This is a genomic window from Wolbachia endosymbiont strain TRS of Brugia malayi (assembly GCF_000008385.1).
In the GTDB taxonomy this organism is placed as follows: Bacteria; Pseudomonadota; Alphaproteobacteria; order Rickettsiales; family Anaplasmataceae; genus Wolbachia.
The window spans coordinates 944,514-963,048 of sequence record NC_006833.1; the positions used below are offsets into that span (position 1 = coordinate 944,514).

General features: G+C 32.7%; 14 protein-coding genes, 1 tRNA gene and 1 pseudogene. 13 read left to right on the forward strand and 3 right to left on the reverse strand.

From position 1 onward, the window contains the following. The 4 genes from hslU to WBM_RS04460 all read left to right on the forward strand — a co-directional run bounded on the left by hslU (position 1) and on the right by WBM_RS04460 (position 7,877). Positions 1-1,491 (forward strand): ATP-dependent protease ATPase subunit HslU, encoded by a 1,491-nt coding sequence (gene hslU / locus WBM_RS04445; RefSeq protein WP_011256920.1) that lies wholly within the window; start codon positions 1-3, stop codon positions 1,489-1,491. 506 nt (positions 1,492-1,997) lie between these two features. After that, on the forward strand, positions 1,998-2,132 hold the full coding sequence (locus WBM_RS06780; RefSeq protein ID WP_255324087.1) for a hypothetical protein: 135 nt from the start codon (positions 1,998-2,000) through the stop codon (positions 2,130-2,132). Positions 2,133-3,646: 1,514 nt separating this feature from the next. After that, positions 3,647-6,196, forward strand: coding sequence for a DNA polymerase I (gene polA, locus WBM_RS04455; protein ID WP_011256922.1), 2,550 nt, complete (start codon positions 3,647-3,649; stop codon positions 6,194-6,196). Between the two features lie 616 nt (positions 6,197-6,812). Then, positions 6,813-7,877: a hypothetical protein gene (locus WBM_RS04460; protein WP_160119453.1), complete on the forward strand. Its 1,065-nt coding sequence runs from the start codon at positions 6,813-6,815 to the stop codon at positions 7,875-7,877. Here the strand turns inward: WBM_RS04460 and tldD are convergent. After that, positions 7,872-9,299 carry a metalloprotease TldD gene (gene tldD, locus WBM_RS04465; protein ID WP_011256924.1) on the reverse strand — a complete coding sequence of 476 codons (1,428 nt, stop codon included), beginning with the start codon at positions 9,297-9,299 and terminating at the stop codon, positions 7,872-7,874. The genes WBM_RS04460 and tldD overlap by 6 nt on opposite strands. Before the next feature lie 62 nt (positions 9,300-9,361). Here tldD and WBM_RS04470 point away from each other — a divergent pair. Together WBM_RS04470 and WBM_RS06895 are read left to right on the forward strand one after the other, a co-directional pair. Continuing rightward, positions 9,362-9,446 (forward strand) — tRNA-Leu (locus WBM_RS04470). Between the two features lie 70 nt (positions 9,447-9,516). Beyond that, positions 9,517-9,774 carry a hypothetical protein gene (locus tag WBM_RS06895; protein ID WP_338062947.1) on the forward strand — a complete coding sequence of 86 codons (258 nt, stop codon included), beginning with the start codon at positions 9,517-9,519 and terminating at the stop codon, positions 9,772-9,774. Positions 9,775-10,755: 981 nt separating this feature from the next. On the opposite strand, the gene WBM_RS05185 is transcribed toward WBM_RS06895, so the two are convergent. Together WBM_RS05185 and WBM_RS05190 are read right to left on the reverse strand one after the other, a co-directional pair. After that, positions 10,756-10,971 carry a hypothetical protein gene (locus WBM_RS05185; protein ID WP_050707679.1) on the reverse strand — a complete coding sequence of 72 codons (216 nt, stop codon included), beginning with the start codon at positions 10,969-10,971 and terminating at the stop codon, positions 10,756-10,758. 11 nt (positions 10,972-10,982) lie between these two features. Beyond that, positions 10,983-11,240 carry a cation:dicarboxylate symporter family transporter gene (locus WBM_RS05190; protein WP_050707680.1) on the reverse strand — a complete coding sequence of 86 codons (258 nt, stop codon included), beginning with the start codon at positions 11,238-11,240 and terminating at the stop codon, positions 10,983-10,985. An 888-nt stretch (positions 11,241-12,128) separates the two neighbouring features. Between WBM_RS05190 and WBM_RS04485 the strand changes: the two genes are divergently transcribed. The 7 genes and pseudogenes from WBM_RS04485 to rpsT all read left to right on the forward strand — a co-directional run bounded on the left by WBM_RS04485 (position 12,129) and on the right by rpsT (position 18,531). Beyond that, positions 12,129-12,836, forward strand: coding sequence for a uroporphyrinogen-III synthase (locus tag WBM_RS04485; protein WP_011256925.1), 708 nt, complete (start codon positions 12,129-12,131; stop codon positions 12,834-12,836). Beyond that, a complete protein-coding gene (locus WBM_RS04490; RefSeq protein ID WP_011256926.1) occupies positions 12,836-13,618 on the forward strand; it encodes an exodeoxyribonuclease III in 783 nt (260 codons plus the stop codon). The genes WBM_RS04485 and WBM_RS04490 overlap by 1 nt, the downstream gene beginning before the upstream one ends. Before the next feature lie 612 nt (positions 13,619-14,230). Continuing rightward, positions 14,231-15,304 (forward strand): AI-2E family transporter, encoded by a 1,074-nt coding sequence (locus WBM_RS04495; protein WP_041571506.1) that lies wholly within the window; start codon positions 14,231-14,233, stop codon positions 15,302-15,304. Positions 15,305-15,426: 122 nt separating this feature from the next. After that, on the forward strand, positions 15,427-16,062 hold the full coding sequence (locus tag WBM_RS04500) for a DnaA ATPase domain-containing protein (RefSeq protein ID WP_011256928.1): 636 nt from the start codon (positions 15,427-15,429) through the stop codon (positions 16,060-16,062). A gap of 371 nt (positions 16,063-16,433) precedes the next feature. Further along, entirely contained in the window at positions 16,434-17,420 is a 987-nt protein-coding gene (locus WBM_RS04505; protein ID WP_011256929.1) for a tyrosine-type recombinase/integrase, read from the forward strand. A 64-nt stretch (positions 17,421-17,484) separates the two neighbouring features. Next, a pseudogene (locus WBM_RS04510) lies at positions 17,485-18,214 on the forward strand (lysophospholipid acyltransferase family protein). Between the two features lie 47 nt (positions 18,215-18,261). After that, positions 18,262-18,531, forward strand: coding sequence for a 30S ribosomal protein S20 (rpsT, locus tag WBM_RS04515; protein WP_011256931.1), 270 nt, complete (start codon positions 18,262-18,264; stop codon positions 18,529-18,531). The last annotated feature ends 4 nt before the right edge of the window (positions 18,532-18,535 follow it).

The following is an 18,535-nucleotide window of genomic DNA, read 5'->3' on the forward strand; positions in this document are numbered from 1 at the left end:
ATGTCTTTTGATGAACGAAAAATTTTACGTACTAATTTCTCCAATCAACCTATGATCTCAGGAGGGCAATCTTGTAGCAGTGATACTTGCAATAAAAAAAGTGACCTATATAAAGATACTAGAAGTGATTGTGATTCGAATAATAGCAGTGCTCAAGTTAATAATAGCACACAAATTTTATTAGATGATCTGCCACCACAGAAGATAGTTAAAGAGCTAGATAGGTTCATAATCGGGCAAGATGATGCAAAGCGTGCTGTTGCAATTGCACTCAGGAATCGTTGGCGTCGCAACAAAGTTCCTCTTCCTTTGCGTGATGAAATCATACCTAAAAATATACTGATGATTGGTCACACAGGGGTTGGTAAAACTGAAATAGCTCGTCGCTTAGCAAAGCTTGCAGGTGCACCGTTCATAAAAGTTGAGGCAACGAAATTTACCGAGATAGGATATGTTGGACGTGATGTTGACTCAATAACACGTGACTTAGTTGATGCAGCAATAGTTTTAGTTAAGGAAAAAGCTCGCAAAGCCCTAGCTAAAAAAGCTTTGAATTTAGCTGAGAAGATAATAGTCAATTCTATGGTCGGCGAAAATGCAACCGAAGAAAGTAAAAAGACTTACAGAGAAAGATTGAGAAATAAAGAGTTTGAAGATGGGGAAGTTTCCATTAACGTTAGAGAGAGCAAGAGCATGTTACCTACTTTTGATATACCAGGCATGCCAGGTAGGCAAGTTGGTGTAGTGAACGTAACAGAGCTAATGGGTAAAATGTTCAACGGGGGTAAAAAGACAAAAACCATTACAGTTAAGGTAAAAGAAGCGCGTGAAATATTGATTAATGAAGAAAGTGAAAGGTTAATGGATGAAGATAAGATAATCAAAGAAGCCATCGATCTTGTTAGCAATGAAGGCATAGTATTTTTGGATGAAATAGATAAAATTGCAGCGCGCACAGAAGTAAAAGGTGAAGTAAATAGAGAGGGAGTACAACGTGATTTATTACCGTTACTTGAAGGAACAACCGTTTCAACTAAATATGGCTACGTAAAAACAGACTATATATTATTTATTGCATCCGGTGCCTTTCATCTGTCTAAGCCATCCGATCTTTTACCAGAATTGCAAGGTAGGCTACCAATCAGAGTAGAACTTAAAGCACTTACTCAAGAAGATTTAATAAAGATATTAAAAGAACCGGAATCCAGTTTGTTAAAGCAGTACATAGCTTTAATGAAAACAGAAAATGTAACACTTGAGTTCACTGATGATGGAATTGAAACCATAGCTGAAATAGCGTTTACAGTTAATAGGGAAGTGGAAAACATAGGTGCAAGGAGGCTTCATACTATCATGGAGAAGCTTTTGGATGAAATAAGTTTTATCGCTTCTGAAAAAAATGGTGAAAAATTTGTTATAGATAGCAAATATGTGAAAGATAAACTAGAATCGATTTCAAAACAACTAGATTTATCTAGGTTTATACTTTAAAAAAATATGTTAATGATTTTATATATAATATTAATATAGGTATGTCAATAGAACAAAAAGCATGTTAGTACAAGACACTTAAGGTATATTAGACAACAGTAATGAATTTTTTGATGCAGGAGAGCTTCCTAAAGAATACATTGAATTAAAAGAAAAAGCTAAATCTGAATTTAGCACATATATTAAAGATGATATTATTAACAACATATTAATTTACCGAAGTTACCGAAATAATAACAGTAGCTTTCACGCAAGAATAACACTACAAGATAAGGATACGGCTGTAAAGTAAGCGAACTTTTAAATAGTAAATTCTATAAAGGTAACAAAATCACTGATTTTTCAATATTAGATAATGATGACAGAAAAATTACAAATGATTATGTTATTGAGAGTGGTGATGGTAAAAAAGTTAGAGTCAGATGTTATGACTTAGCTAATTCTTCTCTATATGAATGTGAATTCAGTTTAAATGGTACATCAATGGAAAAAAATGCAACATTGCATTGAGTTCTGATAGCAATATTAAAATAGTAGGTAGCAAACCAAGTTATGAAGATTTAGAGAAAGACATAGATGTTAAAATCAAACTTGATGGTAAGGAACTAAGTCTCATTGATGCTATAAAAGAACTAGAATAAAAGAGTAAGCTTAACAAGCTAGAAATAGAAGAAGCTTTATCCATTAAGATTTAAGACAAAGTTAGTTAACTTGTTGTGTAAGTGCTGTCAAGCATAACACCACCTGTCACACAAATTACCTGCAAATTGTAATGTGTCCGTACAGTCTATTAAACATTTCCCTTTGAGGCCTGCCATGGCTGTTGCACTGTTTGTATAAATTTCATAATTAAATAGGATGATGCACTTTTGCCCTCTCTTAGTTTACAAATATACTAATCATTTTTTGAATCAAAGCCTTTTCTACTTTTGCTCATTTCATTCTTTAATTCTTTATACATTTCTTTTAGCACTTTTCTTCCCCCTTGCTTTTATGTCGTTACTTTGCAGTAAAGTTTCAATTTGGTATGCATCATACCTGAGTAAGATCTGTTTTCCTCATATGTAGATTAGCTCTATCTAAAATTTCCTGAAGAGATCTGTATACAAAAGGTTTTGAATTCAAAAAATTACTAGGATCATTACACGTATAATGTATATATTGTTAAAAATGCTTTTGTACTATTTTATCTATTCCTTCTAAATATTTATTGCCAGAGTTACTTGTATCACGGGATTTATTTACAAAACCTAAAATTCCTAAGCCTTTAATCATTCTTAAACCCTTTATCAAGTCCAGCTCTCCATCTAGCTTTAGTTACTCCCCTTAACTGAGATTTTGCTTCCTTTCCTTCAATCTTATGTTTTTTTGACTTTATAAACATAAATAATTTACTATGTTGCTCAGGTTTATCAAATTTCTTTCGCAGATCATTTTGTCTATTCTGTAGAGTTTTAATCTGATCATCAAGACTAACAGTTTGCTCAACTCCTTTTTTAATTTGCTTAGATTTGCTCTTTGTCTGAGGAAGTTTTTCTCAGATGCAGCAGAATTATTTTGCCCTTTAGAAACAGTTGTAATTTCAACTTTTCTTAGCACTCTTTTGCTAAGCACCTTCCTATTACCTTCTAATTCAGCAAATTTTTGCTGACCTGAATTCTGCAATTGTTTTTGAGATATATCATCGTTTATCGCAACCTTTTTTTGAGACTGTCGGCTTTAAGTTAGATAATATTTCACTTTTACTTGATATTAAACCTGTATCAAACGCTTCGCTGTCACCTGTTAAGTTGGAATCGAAAGTTAAGAAAGCATAAGCTTTACTTTCTTTTAGAGGCTTGATTATTTTTAGCCTTTGGCCTAACTTTTATTGGTACTATTTCATTTTTTATTGAAGCGGAATCAGAATAATTGGACTACTAATAGTCTTTACAGTTTGGCTAGCTGATTTCGACTTCTTTGGTTTTTTTGTCTTCTTATTCATTTCGAGCCTTCAACTTTTTAATATAACTCAATTTTAAACGGTAATTATTAACTATGTGTGAATGTCATTTTGTGGCAAAATCTCCTATGATATTTGTAAAGCAAGAAAACAAAGACTTGATTTCTGTAGCTAAATAATGGACTATCAAGGGCACACATAAATATCTCTACAATGCAAAAAAAAACTTTCACAATTATCGATGGTTACGGCTTTCTTTTCGGAGCTTATTACGTTTTGCATCATCTAACTACTACAACTGGTATGCCAATAGGTGCTGTGTACGGATTTCTGAATATGGTTCTAAAGTATATCACCCATTCAGACTACTTAACTATAGCACTTGACTCCGGTAAAAAAAATTTTAGGCACGACTTATACCCTGAATACAAAGCAAACAGAGTAACTCCTCCTGAGGGTTTAATTCCACAGTTCACAATACTGAGGGAAGCAATAGAAGCCTTTAATCTCAGTTATGAAGAGATTGAAGGCTATGAAGCAGATGATATAATTGCAACATTAACTGCAAAATACGCTAACCACCAAGATTTAAAAGTAGTAATAATTTCGTCAGATAAAGACTTATTTCAGCTCTTGAACTACGACGTTTTAATATTTGACCCTATCAAAAACATATACATAGATGAAAAACAAGTAATAGAAAAATTTGGTGTAAATTCAAATAAGCTTCTTGATTTATTTTCTCTAACTGGAGATGTATCTGACAACATTCCTGGCGTTCCAGGAATAGGCCCAAAGACTGCAGCTAAATTGCTGGATAGATTTAATTCGTTGAATAATACCATAGAAAACATCAATAACATCAAACAAACAAGGACACGTAATATTCTCACTGAACATAAAGAAAAAGCGTTAATTTCAAGAAAACTTTTATCACTATGCGAGAAAGTGGATCTTCAGCATGATGTCATAAAATATAAGGTTCTTTCTCCAAATATGGAAAAATTGTTATCTTTTTTAAAGAAGTACGAATTTAATTCTTTGATAGGCAAAGTAGAAAAACTTTTTTCTTATAATGAATCGAGCACAAAAGAGAGAACAGAATATAGTAGTGAAGCATTAGAAAAATTTTTGGAATGCTGTAGATATGAAGGAAAAGTCGCAATTCATTGCCATTTCGAAAATAACGTACTTAGTAAAATTTCCTTATCTTACAATGAGGATAACATTTTTTACATAGATCAAAACCGTTCACAAGATGCACTTATTACAATCAATTCAGCTCTATTTTCAAATGGGATACTCAAAATAATACATGATACCAGAGAAACCAGGAAAACCATTCCTACAATAGAAAAAGTACTGGGCTCAGTTGACGATTTGATGATAATGTCATACAGTCTCGACACAGGAAAACACGATCACAGCATTCCAAACATAATTGCACACAATTTGAGTGAAAATGTAGAGACCTTTTCAGCAAAAACTTTAATAGCAATTCATGAAAAGCTGAAACAAAGGCTATTTAAGGAAAAGCTTTTTACAATTTACGAGCGCTTCGATAAACCGCTTATGAAAGTAATATTCAACATGGAAAAAAATGGAATATTACTAAATATTCATAAACTACAAGAATTGTCTGACAAATTCCAACAGCTAATTGCTGTGCTTGAAAATGACATATATAATTTGGCAGGAGAAAAGTTTAATATTGCTTCGCCAAAACAATTAAGTGATGTTCTATTTAACAAGATGGGGCTTAATAAGAAAAAAAAGTTGAAATCTGGATCGTATAGCACAAACTCCGTAGTACTAGAAGAACTTGAAATAGAAGGAGTTGAAATTGCAAGCAAAATTTTAGATTGGCGACATTTAAGTAAATTAAAAAGTACCTACACTGATGCACTAATAAAGCAAGTTGACCCACTTGATGGCAGAATACACACAAATTTCTCAACAACTGTAACTGCAACTGGAAGGCTCAGCTCAAGCAGTCCTAATTTGCAGAATATTCCTATCAGAAGCAAAGAAGGAAATCTTATTAGACAGACATTTATTGCGCCAAAGGGATACAAGATAATTTCTGCTGATTACTCACAAATAGAACTGAGGCTCCTAGCACACGTTGCAAATGTTACAGCGTTTAAAGAAGCTTTTGCAAATGGAAAGGATATTCATGGCATTACTGCAGGGCAAGTCTTTGGAGTGCAAAAAGATATGGAGGTCGATGAACAATTAAGGCGCAAAGCAAAATCTATTAACTTTGGAATCATGTACGGAATCAGCCAGTTTGGCCTTGCAAAACGGCTTGGAATTACCATTGAGGAAGCTGCTGAATACATTAATTACTACTTTTCCTGTTATCCAGAAATAAAGGTCTATATGGAAAAAGTAGTGTCTACCGCGAGACAGCATGGTTATGTAGAAACTTTGTTTGGCAGAAGATGCTTTGTAAAAGACATAAATAACACAATTCCTTATCTAAGACAATTTGCGGAAAGAGCGGCAATAAATGCACCACTACAAGGAACTGCCGCTGATATAATAAAATGTGCGATGATTCAGCTTTTCGATCAGTTAAAAGCGGGCAAAATAATCCTCCAAGTTCATGATGAGCTACTAGTTGAAGTAGAGAACGAAAAAGTACAAGAAACGGCAAAACTTATGAAGGATGTAATGGAAAATATAGTGAAAATTTCTATACCACTTGAAGTAGAGGTAAAAATTAGTGATAACTGGGGAACAACTACACAAACATTGTGATTTGAGAGATCGGTAGGTGTTATTCAAGCAGCTCATTATATAGAAATGCAAAAATTACTTGACACACTTTATCAGCTTTCTTATCCCGGTAGTGGAGCTATTTTATATAACTTCCCAATCTGTGCAGATTAAAATGACAAGAAGGTCTTGTATTTGGCGTACTACTGTTTAATTTTTCGCACTATGTGCACCATATGTCTTTATAAAATTTCTGGTTCTTACTTATACAAGCCGAAATGCGCTTATGAAGCATCTAAGGCATTATCCAACGTCAAATTTTTAAAATTAAAGAGTTAGCAACTAGCTACTCCGTTTTTTTGCCTTTCTATTTAGTAAATTCCTTAATATTTATAGCTACCGTCATCCTGCCGCTTGCTAGCGGGATCTAGAGATACCGCAAATGAATCGTGGTATTACAAACTGCACCTAGCGTCATACACTGGAATGACACCATCTTGGTGAACTAAAATTTATAACGTTCGTACAGTTGTGCAACTGGGCTTAAATTTTCCTAATTATGATTTAAACAACACTACAAGCTTCTAGAGTACAAACCACTTGAAATAATATAAAAAATATACTACAATTAAGTATAGTAAATGTGAGTAAGTCAGTTATGACAAAAATATCAACTCCACAAATAAAGAATCTGGAATCCTCAAAGCCATCTACTCATAGGGCTAACAAAGATGAGAAAATCTTTGAAAAAGAGAAGCATCAGTTAATCTATCGTGCTTTCCTAGATACTTTAGAGAATCCGGAGAAGCACACACAACAGGAGATAAATAAAATACAAGAGAAGCTGCAAGAAAAACTCTCAGAACAGGAAATACAAAAATTACGGTGTGAGCAGCAGTCACTAGAGGAACTGTTAAACCAACTAAAGAATGGAGATGAAAAGAAGATTTTTACTTTTGTACTTAAGAATAGTGGAAAGATATTCAACGATGTTAGTCCAAAAATAAAACCACTCAGTGAAGAGGATTTTTCCCAGTTTTTACTTTCTGTATTTAAAGAAATTAGAGGAAAAAAATTAGCTAGTGAAGAGAATTTAAAGAACGGTGAAATAGAAAAAGTCGTAGCTGAGTGTGTCAGTAAAGAAGCTTGGCATCAGTTTACTGACTTTACTAAACACCAGATACCTGGTAGAAGATTGTTAAAAAAAATACCAGGCTTTGGAAAAGTTTTAAGTGTTGAAAAAAAAGAAGATGAACCAATGCTTAATGATAAAGAAATGGTGATAACATTCTTACGTAAATCTTTACTACCTATTATTGCTTTAACAGCTACAATATTATTTATCGGCTCAACTTCATTATTCGGTATTCCCTCTTTTGTAACAATAGGGCTTGCTGTTTTTTGTTTTGCTACTGCTGAATATAGTGCGATAAAAAGCCTCTTTTCAAATAACAAACCAGGTACTTTATACAACCCTCACCCACAAGAAGAAGAAAAGAAAAAAGAACAATGGAATAAGAAATTTCTTGATGGCATTAATAAAATTTTAGAACCCCAAGGTAAGGGAGCTGAAAAGAGTGAGCAATCTGCTGTAACAACTGAAGAGCAATCTATTCAAGAAAAAGTGAAAGAAAATGCACCATTTACTAAACTGAAAGGAACTACTATAAATCAACAAAGTAAAGACCAAAGTTCTCAGAATGTGAATGTTCCTAGCTTATAACTCAGTTCCACCTATTGTGATTGAATCAACTTTGAGTGTTGGTTGACCAACACCAACAGGTACATTCTGCCCACCCTTGGAGCATGTGCCAACACCTGGATCCAACTTTAAGTCATTTCCAATCATGGACACTTTTTTCAGCACTGTAGGACCGTCACCAATGAGCGTTGCTCCTTTAACTGGCTGCGCAATTTTGCCATTTTCTATTAAATAAGCTTCTGAAGATGAGAAAACAAACTTCCCTGACGTTATATCAACCTGCCCACCACCAAAATTTACTGCATACAGACCTTTCTTCACGCTAGATATTATTTCTTCTGGCGTATGCTTTCCTGGCAACATATAGGTATTTGTCATGCGTGGCATAGTAACTTCTTTATAATTTTCCCTTCTACCATTACCAGTTGGATTTACACCCATGAGTTTAGCATTCATATGATCATGTATATATCCTTTGAGGATCCCACCCTCTATTAATACATTATAACCAGGCAGAGTACCTTCATCATCTATGCTAATAGAACCACGTAAATTAGGTAAGGTTCCATCATCAACTATAGTGACACCACTAGCTGCCACTTGTTTGCCTATAGAATGCGAAAATGCTGAGACTCCTTTGCGATTAAAATCGCCTTCAAGGCCATGACCTACAGCTTCATGTAACAATATTCCTGGCCAGCCTGGACCGAGAACAACCGTCATCTCTCCAGCTGGAGTTGGAATTGCCTCAAGATTTATTAACGCTTGTTCTAACGCTTGGTTTGCAACTCTTTTCCACCCTTTCTCAGAAATAAACTTACTATAAGAATCTCGTCCTCCGTGCCCTGCAGAACCCCTCTCAATTCGGCCATTTTTCTCTACAATGACTAGCACATTAAAATGCACTAGAGGCCTGACGTCACTTAATCTGTGATCACCCTTTATTATTTGTATAACCTGCCATTCTCCACTTAGGGTTATTTTTACTTGCTTCACGCAGTTATCTTTGGATCTTACATACTCATTAACCTCATTAAGCAGCTTAATCTTTAAATTCAGATCTATTTCATTTATGGGGTTAATTCTCAAGTATAGTTTTTTTGTCCCTTCATTTAAGTTTATTGAATTTGTTTTATTAAAAGACACCGAACTTTTAACAATAGAAGCAGCATTACTAATTTCTTTTTCACTAATCTCAGAAGAACAAACAAAAGACGTACTATCCTTACAAAAGGATCTTAAACCAAACCCTCTTCTGGTATTCAAATCCATGTGTTTTAATATGTTATTATCAAAAACCAAAGACTCTGACTGGCAAAATTCTAAAAATAGCTCACCACCATCACTATTGTTCAAAGCGTTATTGACTATTTTATATATATTATTAATATTAACATTATTCTGAGCAAAAAATATCTGATCTAGGTTTATATTATCTAGCATTACCTTTGAACTAAAAATTGTTTAAGTATATTATTTAATTTTAATATAGCAAACTACAAAAAGCCCGGGTGGCGGAATTGGTAGACGCGCTAGCTTCAGGTGCTAGTAACTTTTCAAGTTGTGGAAGTTCAAGTCTTCTCTCGGGCACCCTTAGTCTTCATATTATTTTTTAAATGAATTAATGCTATAATATAACATATTAATTACGCTTAAATTTATGAGTGGTGAGGAAGAGAAGCTTGCTTACAGAAAGAAAATACGAACTTATTCAAAACGCTTAGTTATTACACTATCCACTACCTTTTTCATTGGATATATAGCGGCACCAGTCTTTAGTATTCCTATCTTAAGTTTATATTTTAGTATTGCTAACACTATATCAAGTGCACTCTCATTTGCCTTAAATATATGGTCATTAAACGACCATTTTCAAAAGCAGGACCTTAATAAGCAATCTGGTGTAAAAAATATTTAGGAACAAAAGAAACTAACAAAGATCCGCCTTGATATTACATCTAATATTTTATTTCTAATAGGGAAAATTATACATATACTGCCTCTCAAATCTTCTATTATCCCTTTTGTTTCCACTACCTTTTTCATTTTAGAATGTGTTATTATGGCAGCCAAATAGTTCTGGCTATAGTTAGTGAGCCACAGGTAGAAAAGGGGCCTGAAAAACAATATTTAGTAGGTAATGCTGCACAGCAGCCTAAATGCTAACAAATTAACCTATTTGATTTATATAGGAATATTAGTTGTTATATTAATAATTTAACAATAAAGGAAGTTAATACCATGGTAGATTTTATAAGTTTTTCCAACTACTATTCAGATTTTTCTGGCGAAAATACTAGTTATACAGTACATGAGCTTAACGAGAAAATCAAGAGCTTACAGACTATAGTACACATATAGTTAAACACAACGAACCAAGTTTCCTGGCAATTATTCAAATTTTTTTGAGAAAAGCACCAGTTATATAGTGTCTAAGCCCAATGAAAATAATTAAGGACCTACAAGTGATTTATATACGGTAGTTAAGCACAGTGAAAATGGTTTGATACTGAAGAATACATCAGAAACACAATTTGGCTCTATGGACAGAGACATAATGCTCAACTTAAAATCCTCACTAATGAAAGAATGGATGGAAGTAAGTAACATAGACGGGTTGCATATAAGTAGCTGTTATGAGATTGAAAAGGTAAATTTGCCTCGGATGAAAAATAATTAGCATTTGTATTCAAGACACTTTTATCTGAATATAGTTCACAAGAATACAAAGTAATTAAAATTAAAAATTTTTAAGCTTACTGGTAAATAGGAGTATTTAGTACTCCTATTTCAATAAGCAAATTTGCAACATACTTTGCTTATTCAATTAATAACAAGTTGGTATAAAGCATATTTTTAAGGCGGTCGACAATGAAAGTAGCATTCAGACAAATAATATTTACTTTAAAGCTACTTGTTTCCCTTTTACAAAAAATTTCTTGTGAAATTTAGCGAACATAATCACCAATGCACTATCTGCAGTAACGTTTGCACCAGCAATAACTGGATTAAGAATCACGCAAATTGCAGTTATTAATGACAACATAATCGGAAAAAACCTCAAATATCCCTCAATAATTCCTAGAATCACAATTATATCACTTCCTGGTCCCACAGTAGTAAATTTCAGTAAAAGAAAATATAACTAAGAAATATACAATGTTCCCATATTGTTAACGATTGAGTACCAAATGACTCTATAATTACCAAAGCTAGAATAATAACACAGAAACAATTGCCAACGGAATTGGTACTTGTAATTATAGGAACCATGGAATCCACTATATTACGTTTTTTTACATCTTTTCTACCTCCCTCTAAAGTAACAGGTATTGTAGCATCACTAGACAATGTTGCAATTGCTGTTACTAGTGCAGTTAGCATATTTTCATGCTACCTAGCTAATCCCTTATTCTAAAGAAATTTATAACTCTATATAACAATACAACACAAATATAGATAATAATTATCATAATAATAAAGATTGCAATACAGCTCTTAAAAAGAGTTAATAATATTTCATCATGCTGCAATTTTAAGAAAAACCTAATATTAATATAGATAAAATAGGAATTAATGCTCTCTTGAGAAGAAAGAATTCATATCTACTAATTCTTTAGTGATAATATCACTCTTTTATGGAATAATTTTATGTACAGTTATCTCAGCAATAAACTCAAGTAAATAGAGCCTAAAAATTTGAGATTAATGTTGGCAATTTAGATTTCCATGAACTGCTCAGCACATTTTGCGGCAGTTCTACACTACAATTAATATGAAATTTTGTATAATAACATAGCCTGTAAGGTAACCAATAAGGCTTGAAAACAAATTTGATAAGAAAATTGCTGCCAATAGTAATATCACGAGCTTAATTGCTGCGTTTTTAGGTTATTAACGCTATTGAATATAAAAGAAAAGATAATAAAAGACATTTTAAAGCTTAAAATTTCTTTAATATTTAAGCTCACCAAGTATAAAAAAAATCTTTACATTAACAGGAACTAAATTTCCAAATAAAAGTGAAGAAATAAAAACAATGAGCAGCAGTAGCAACATATCTAGCGTAATAAATCGATAAAGGCTAGCCTACTTTAAATCTTCATAAATAAGAATGAACATTTGTCTTCTTGCAAAATTTCTGTAAGGCTTAATTACAAAACTTTAATGAAGTCCAGCATTAGTAACAGGAAATATAATCTGTTTAAAAATTTTTATTCAGTAATTTATTTATCAAAGGTATTATTTTTACCTATAGTAAAGTAGATTAGAATGAAGTCTATCTTATTAACAAGGCCTTTATCAGATTCACTAAATACAAGAAGCACGCTAAAGAAATATGGGTACAAAGTATATATAGAACCAGCATTCACAATAAAGCATCTGCAGCCTGACATATCTGCATATAAATTTGATGTGGTAATATCCACAAGCAAGAACAGCGTGAAAGCATTTAGCCAAATATGCAGGGTAGATGATCTTCCAATTATTACAGTTGGTAATTCGACTATGCAAACTGCAAAGGATTCAGGGTTTTCTGATATTATATCAGCAGACAGCAATGTTGAAGGGCTGATATCGTTCGTAAAAAATTACTACTCAAGAGCAGTAAAGTTCTTATATATAAGGGGGCAAGAAGTATCATGTGACTTGAAAAAGAGATTATCTGAAGAAGGTTTTAATGTAAGAGAAGTTATACTCTATAAGACAATTATTAAAAGGGGACTAACTAATAGGTGTAAAAATTTACTGTTAGGTGGTAGAATTAATAGTGTTGCTTTTTTCTCCTCACAGACAGCAAGAATATTCTGTTCTTTAGTTCTAAAAAGTGGTTTATCTAATGTAATGGATAATATAACTGCATATGCTATGAGTAAAAATATTGTTGACAGCTTAAAGCCAATCAAATGGAAAAAAATTATAACATCGAGACTGCCTACTCAAGAGAATTTAATTGACATAATTAATAAGGATTGCTGATGCTAAAAATTGCAACTTGGAATGTAAATTCTATACGCAAGAGGGTTGACCAGCTCTGTAGTTTTATAGTCGATGATCAGATAGATATAATTTTACTGCAAGAGATAAAATGTACGGAAGAGCAATTTCCTTATGTAGAAATAGAGAAGTTGGGATATGAATGCATTGTCTATGGGGAAGTCGCAAGAAACGGCGTTTGCGTTCTATCTAAGCATCCGATACTAGAGAAATTTAAAATTGACATTGTAGAAGGTTATCAGGAAGCTCGCTACATAGAGTGCTTAATAAAACACAATAATCAAAAGATGAGAGTAGTTAGCATATACGTTCCAAATGGTCAAAGCCTGGGCTCTCATGTATTTGAATATAAACTCAAGTTTCTTGATAACCTATATGAAAGAATGGATAATTTGCTAAAGAATGAGGAGTTAATTGTTATAGCTGGCGATTATAATGTTGCACCAGATGAAATTGACGTCTTTGATCCAACTTTATTGAATGGCCAAGTGTGTTTTCATATAAAAGAACGTGAGAAGTTAAAAGCAATCTTGAACCTTGGATTTAAAGATGCATTTAGAATGTCTCATCCAAACTTACAACAGTTTAGCTGGTGGCGCTATCAAGGTAATTCATTAAGAAATAATCAAGGAATGCGAATAGATCATATGCTGTTATCACCACAAGCAGTTGATAAGTTGGGAATATGCTACATAGACGACAGGCTGCGCAAACTGGAAAATCCATCTGATCATACACCTATTGTGTCCATTATGGAGTGGTAATTTCCCTTGAAGAGTAAAAGGCAAGACTTAATCTGACAGACAAGCTATAGCAGAATATAATCTCAGAATACATTATTTCCGGTACTCTTATAAGTTTTTTGCCATAGACAACAGATTCTAGTGCCACATGCTACCATTTATTGTGTGAATTATCTTACAAAGTAAATGTTCGTACAGTTGTGTGCTAACTACTTGGCTTAATGGACTTTAAACTGCAACTAATCTTTAGCCTTAAATATTTAAAAATTTATTAATGAGAAAAAAGGCAAAAGAAATCCCATGTTAGATAGCTTTCACTCTCTAATCCTGCGAATTGGCGTACTATACTGTCTTAAACGCTTTATAAGCGAACTTCAGCTTATATAGGTAAAAACCTAGAAATGTTGTAAAGACATAAGGTACATATAGTGTAAAAAATAAAACATAAGACGCCAACTACGTGATACTTCGTCATTTAATCTGCACAGATTGAAGATAACTGAATACCTTCAGTGCTACGGGGGCTTGAAAAAGCTTGTCAAGTGATTTTTCCGTTTCTATGCACTACTATGCCTCTATAATACAAGTAAAATAAACTGTGTATTTTTTCAATAAATTGACTATGCTAAAGGCATGCAAAAACGTCATATAACCATTTATCTTATACTACTTCTCATAATGAGCATATTATTCTTAGTACGCCCTATGGTTTTTCCGTGTTTAACGTCTATCGTCGTTGCGTATCTATTTAATCCGCTAGTAATAAAGTTTGAAAAGTATGGAATACCAAGGCTTTATTCTGTAATTTTCATAACATTTCTCCTGCTGATGGTTCTCATACTAGCTGTTACATTCATTTTACCTATTATATATGTTGAAATTATCTCAATATTAAATTTTTTAGTAAGTAAAGTATCCTCATTAAATCCTAAAGTTATCCAACCCGTACTAGAACTTCTTAATATAAAGATTGACAATGATTTGTTTGACCACCTATCTAAAAATTTAGCAGAAAATTACAGTGATTATGTATCTTATTTCATAAATGCTTTTAATATTGCCAGTAACTTTATAACCCAGATGCTAAGCTCGAGCTTCAGCTTAATCCACATAGTATCATTAGTAGTGATCACTCCGGTAATGTTCTTCTATATATTGCGCGATTGGCCTCTCATTGTAGAAAAAGTTAATAAATTAATTCCTATTCCTTATAGAAAAAAAGCTGCAGATTACTTTTCAAAAGTGGATTTTATTATGTCTAATTACTTGAAAGGGCAGGCAAATGTGTGCATTGTTATGACAACTTTTTATTCTATAGGCCTTAGTATAATTGGATTGAAACATTCTATTGCTATTGGAATTTTATCAGGGACACTAACATTTATACCTTATATAGGACCATCATTGTATACTATTATTGGATTTTTGAGCGCCGCTACTCAATTTAGTGGGTGGTTTGAAAGTGTTGCTATACTACTATTATTTGGTATCGGGCAGTTAATAGATACAAATATACTAGCTCCTTTATTAGTAGGAAAAAAGGTTCATATACATCCAGCTATAATTATTATCGGAATTACCATATGTGCTTCATATTTGGGACTTATAGGAATATTACTTTTTGTTCCAATAATAGCAATATTTAATGTATCAGTAGGATGTGCAATCGACCAATATCTTAAAAGTGAGTTTTATAAAAGCGGCTAACAGATTTTTCATACAACCAACTCATGATAAGGAGAAATGAACCATAGAATATCTGAGGTACCTGAAAAAGGCGAGCAAATTTTGACACAAAGGTTACTAATCAGAGACACAAGATATTTAACATGCAACTGAATCTATTTAACAATAATCAGGTTGATTATAGTCGGCAAAATTACATCATTTTAGATGAGAATAAGCATATATATAATGCAGTAATTAATGACTTATCTTGGAAGTACCTGTTTCTCTTTGGACCTAAAGGCTCTGGTAAAACTCACCTTGCTCACATTTGGCAGTCAATAAACAATGCAATTTTTATCAATGTGAACAACTTTATAAGTGAGATTAGATATAGCAACGCTTTTATTTTAGAAGATGTACAAGATATTCAAGATGAAGCAACGCTATTACACTGTTACAACTATATGAAAGAAAATAACAAGAGGTTGCTAATTACTTCCTCAACTTCACCAAAAAGACTTAATTTTAAATTGAAAGATTTAAGCTCCCGCATATTATCAACTATTAGCGCAAAAATTCCATCTGCAAGCGAGGAATTATTACGAATTATGTTAATAAAACGATTTTCAGACAAACAGTTGAAAGTTGATCTGAAAGTGATTAATTATATTTTAGCAAGAATAGAGCGTTCTTTTTGTAGCATTAATAGAATTATAGAGAAAATAGATAATGGATCTATGGGATCAAATGTTACCATTCCTTTTGTTAGCACCTTATTAAAAAGGGATACTACATAATTCCTTTTTTTTTGCAAAGCATTCTTTGCATATACCAAAAATTTATTAACATCTGTGACACTGACATCATTAAAATCTCCGCTTATTTATGCCAAGAGTATAAGAATATTATATCATAATAAGTATGGACAGATATGATTAGGGAGCAGCATATTATAGTAGGACTCACTTTGTTAAGATGTTTTCTGCAGATTTGATGTTATAATTAATCATGGTAAGAGCAAGATCGAATCTAAAAAAAAGGCTAAGACGAAGGTTTATTATGCTTATCCTATTGGCAAATACTTTATTTATTTTGTATTTTTTAATAAGGAATACGGGCAACATTTCCAATCAAATAATAGTAAAAGAAATAAATATAGGAGCTGACAATGAAAGATAAGCAGTTACATAATAAAAAAGAAAATCTTTACATCACATATTACATAGATGCTTTAGTGTCAGAAAGGTCCGCTACACAAAATACTTTAGAAAGTTATCGTTCAGATTTACATCAACTTGAAGATTTTCTGCTGAAAAGTGGTACTACTTTGGTTGGTGCAAGCAAAACTAATATTAAAGATTATGTGAAGTCTCTATGCACACAAAAAAAATACAAAAGTAGTTCTATATCAAGAAAAATATCTGCCATGAAAAATTTTTATAAGTGCCTATTTAACGATGGAATAATAGATTCTAACCCAGCTCCAGCTAACGATGACGAATTAAAAAATCCAAAGGTTTTTCGTCCTTTGCCTAAGTATCTAAGCGTTAAAGAAATGCTTTTGCTGATAGATACAGTTAGAAAATCAGCAAACGAACCGAACAAAGAGATAAATAGTAGAAGGTTATGCGCTATTTTAGACATCCTCTACTCTTCTGGCATGCGTATCTCTGAATTAATTAGCATGAAATTATGCGAAGTGTCACATTTATTAAACAGTAGTGACAAAGAATGTTATATAATAATAAAAGGAAAAAGCAGTAAAGAAAGGCAAATCCTCTTTAATGAGCAAGCATTGCAGAGCCTTAGAAATTACTTGTTAGCCCGCGATAATCTGATTTCTGATAGAAAGGAATCTGATTGGTTGTTTCCAGGTAACAAACCTAATAAGCCAATTACAAGACAGAGAATCGGTCAGTTGGTTAAGGAATTAGCGAAAAAATGCAATATTGATGAAAATAAAATCTCCCCACATGTGATTAGACACTCCTTTGCCACTCATCTACTAGATAGTGGAGCAAGCATTATGCTGATACAGAAAATTCTTGGACATACTAACCTTTCTACAACACAAATATACACTCATATTGCTAATAAAAAATTAAAGGATAAATTAGCTAATTCACATCCTATCACTCAGATAATCAATAGTTAAACTTGTTGTTTTTAATTTATAGTAAAGTTAAATTCAAATAAAGTTCATTTGGGAACAGGCTTTTGTGATTTCAAGTTTATTGTTTAACTTCTTTCTTATACTATGGGAAATGCTCTATACTTTGATTGCTCTTCCTGTAATTCTCTTTCCTACACGGGTGATAACTATTTTTCTTGCCTGCTCAGTAAGGGTTGTATTGCTTATGCTTCGTTTACTATGTGAAATTGAATACGAAGTTAGGGGAATGGAAAATATTCCAAAATATCCCTTTGTAATTGCCTCTAAACACCAATCTCCACTTGAAACATTTATCTTTATACTTTTATTTAGAAATGCAGTTTTTATTTTAAAACGCGAACTGAAGTGGATTCCTTTCATTGGCTTGCATCTCATGGCGCTTAGAATGATTTTTATTAACCGTTCAGATGGCATCAATGCCATGCGCCATATTATCAAGCTAGCAAGAATGCGTATAGCAGAAAACAGAAGTATAATAATATTTCCTGAAGGTACCAGAACAGCTGCAAAGCAAAAAACAAAATATCAACCAGGTATTGCTGCTTTGTATAGTGTATTATCTGTTCCTGTATTACCAGTCGCTTTAAATACAGGTTTGTTTTGGCCAAAGAGCATACTTTCTATGAGAAGGAATCCCGGAAAGGCAGTAATAGAGATATTGCCTCCAATATATCATGGGTTAAACAAAAATGAGTTCTTGAAAAATTTAGAAAAAACTATTGAAGAGAGAAGTAACAAACTAACTGCAGAGAAAAACTAGTATTGCAAACCAGTAAGAAGATTTTATAATGAAAGAAGAGTATAGTGTTTTAGGTATTGGTATATGGTAAATCATAAGAATGTTAAGAAAATGATAAAGGCAATAGCAAAGCGCACTTTAATAAATAAAATGCGCAAAAGTAAAACTCGCACTGCTATTAGAAAATTGGTTGATATAATTAAGTCTGGCAATAAAGAAAATGTCACTCCAGCGTTTCGAAGCGCTGAGTCTAATTTACACAAGTGTGTTAGTAAAGGTGTTATCCATAAAAATACTGCTGCACGTAAAATAAGTCGCTTGAATGCAAAAGTAAAAGCATTGATGACTGCTTAACGTG

Bases quoted from the DNA above. Each gene is read 5' to 3' on its own strand.
- rpsT (WP_011256931.1), top strand. From the start codon at position 18,262: ATGGTAAATCATAAGAATGTTAAGAAAATGATAAAGGCAATAGCAAAG.
- WBM_RS05190 (WP_050707680.1), bottom strand. From the start codon at position 11,240: ATGCTAACTGCACTAGTAACAGCAATTGCAACATTGTCTAGTGATGCT.
- tldD (WP_011256924.1), bottom strand. From the start codon at position 9,299: ATGCTAGATAATATAAACCTAGATCAGATATTTTTTGCTCAGAATAAT.
- WBM_RS04495 (WP_041571506.1), top strand. From the start codon at position 14,231: ATGCAAAAACGTCATATAACCATTTATCTTATACTACTTCTCATAATG.
- WBM_RS04490 (WP_011256926.1), top strand. From the start codon at position 12,836: ATGCTAAAAATTGCAACTTGGAATGTAAATTCTATACGCAAGAGGGTT.
- WBM_RS04500 (WP_011256928.1), top strand. From the start codon at position 15,427: ATGCAACTGAATCTATTTAACAATAATCAGGTTGATTATAGTCGGCAA.
- WBM_RS04460 (WP_160119453.1), top strand. From the start codon at position 6,813: ATGACAAAAATATCAACTCCACAAATAAAGAATCTGGAATCCTCAAAG.
- hslU (WP_011256920.1), top strand. From the start codon at position 1: ATGTCTTTTGATGAACGAAAAATTTTACGTACTAATTTCTCCAATCAA.
- WBM_RS04505 (WP_011256929.1), top strand. From the start codon at position 16,434: ATGAAAGATAAGCAGTTACATAATAAAAAAGAAAATCTTTACATCACA.
- WBM_RS04485 (WP_011256925.1), top strand. From the start codon at position 12,129: ATGAAGTCTATCTTATTAACAAGGCCTTTATCAGATTCACTAAATACA.
- WBM_RS06895 (WP_338062947.1), top strand. From the start codon at position 9,517: ATGAGTGGTGAGGAAGAGAAGCTTGCTTACAGAAAGAAAATACGAACT.
- polA (WP_011256922.1), top strand. From the start codon at position 3,647: ATGCAAAAAAAAACTTTCACAATTATCGATGGTTACGGCTTTCTTTTC.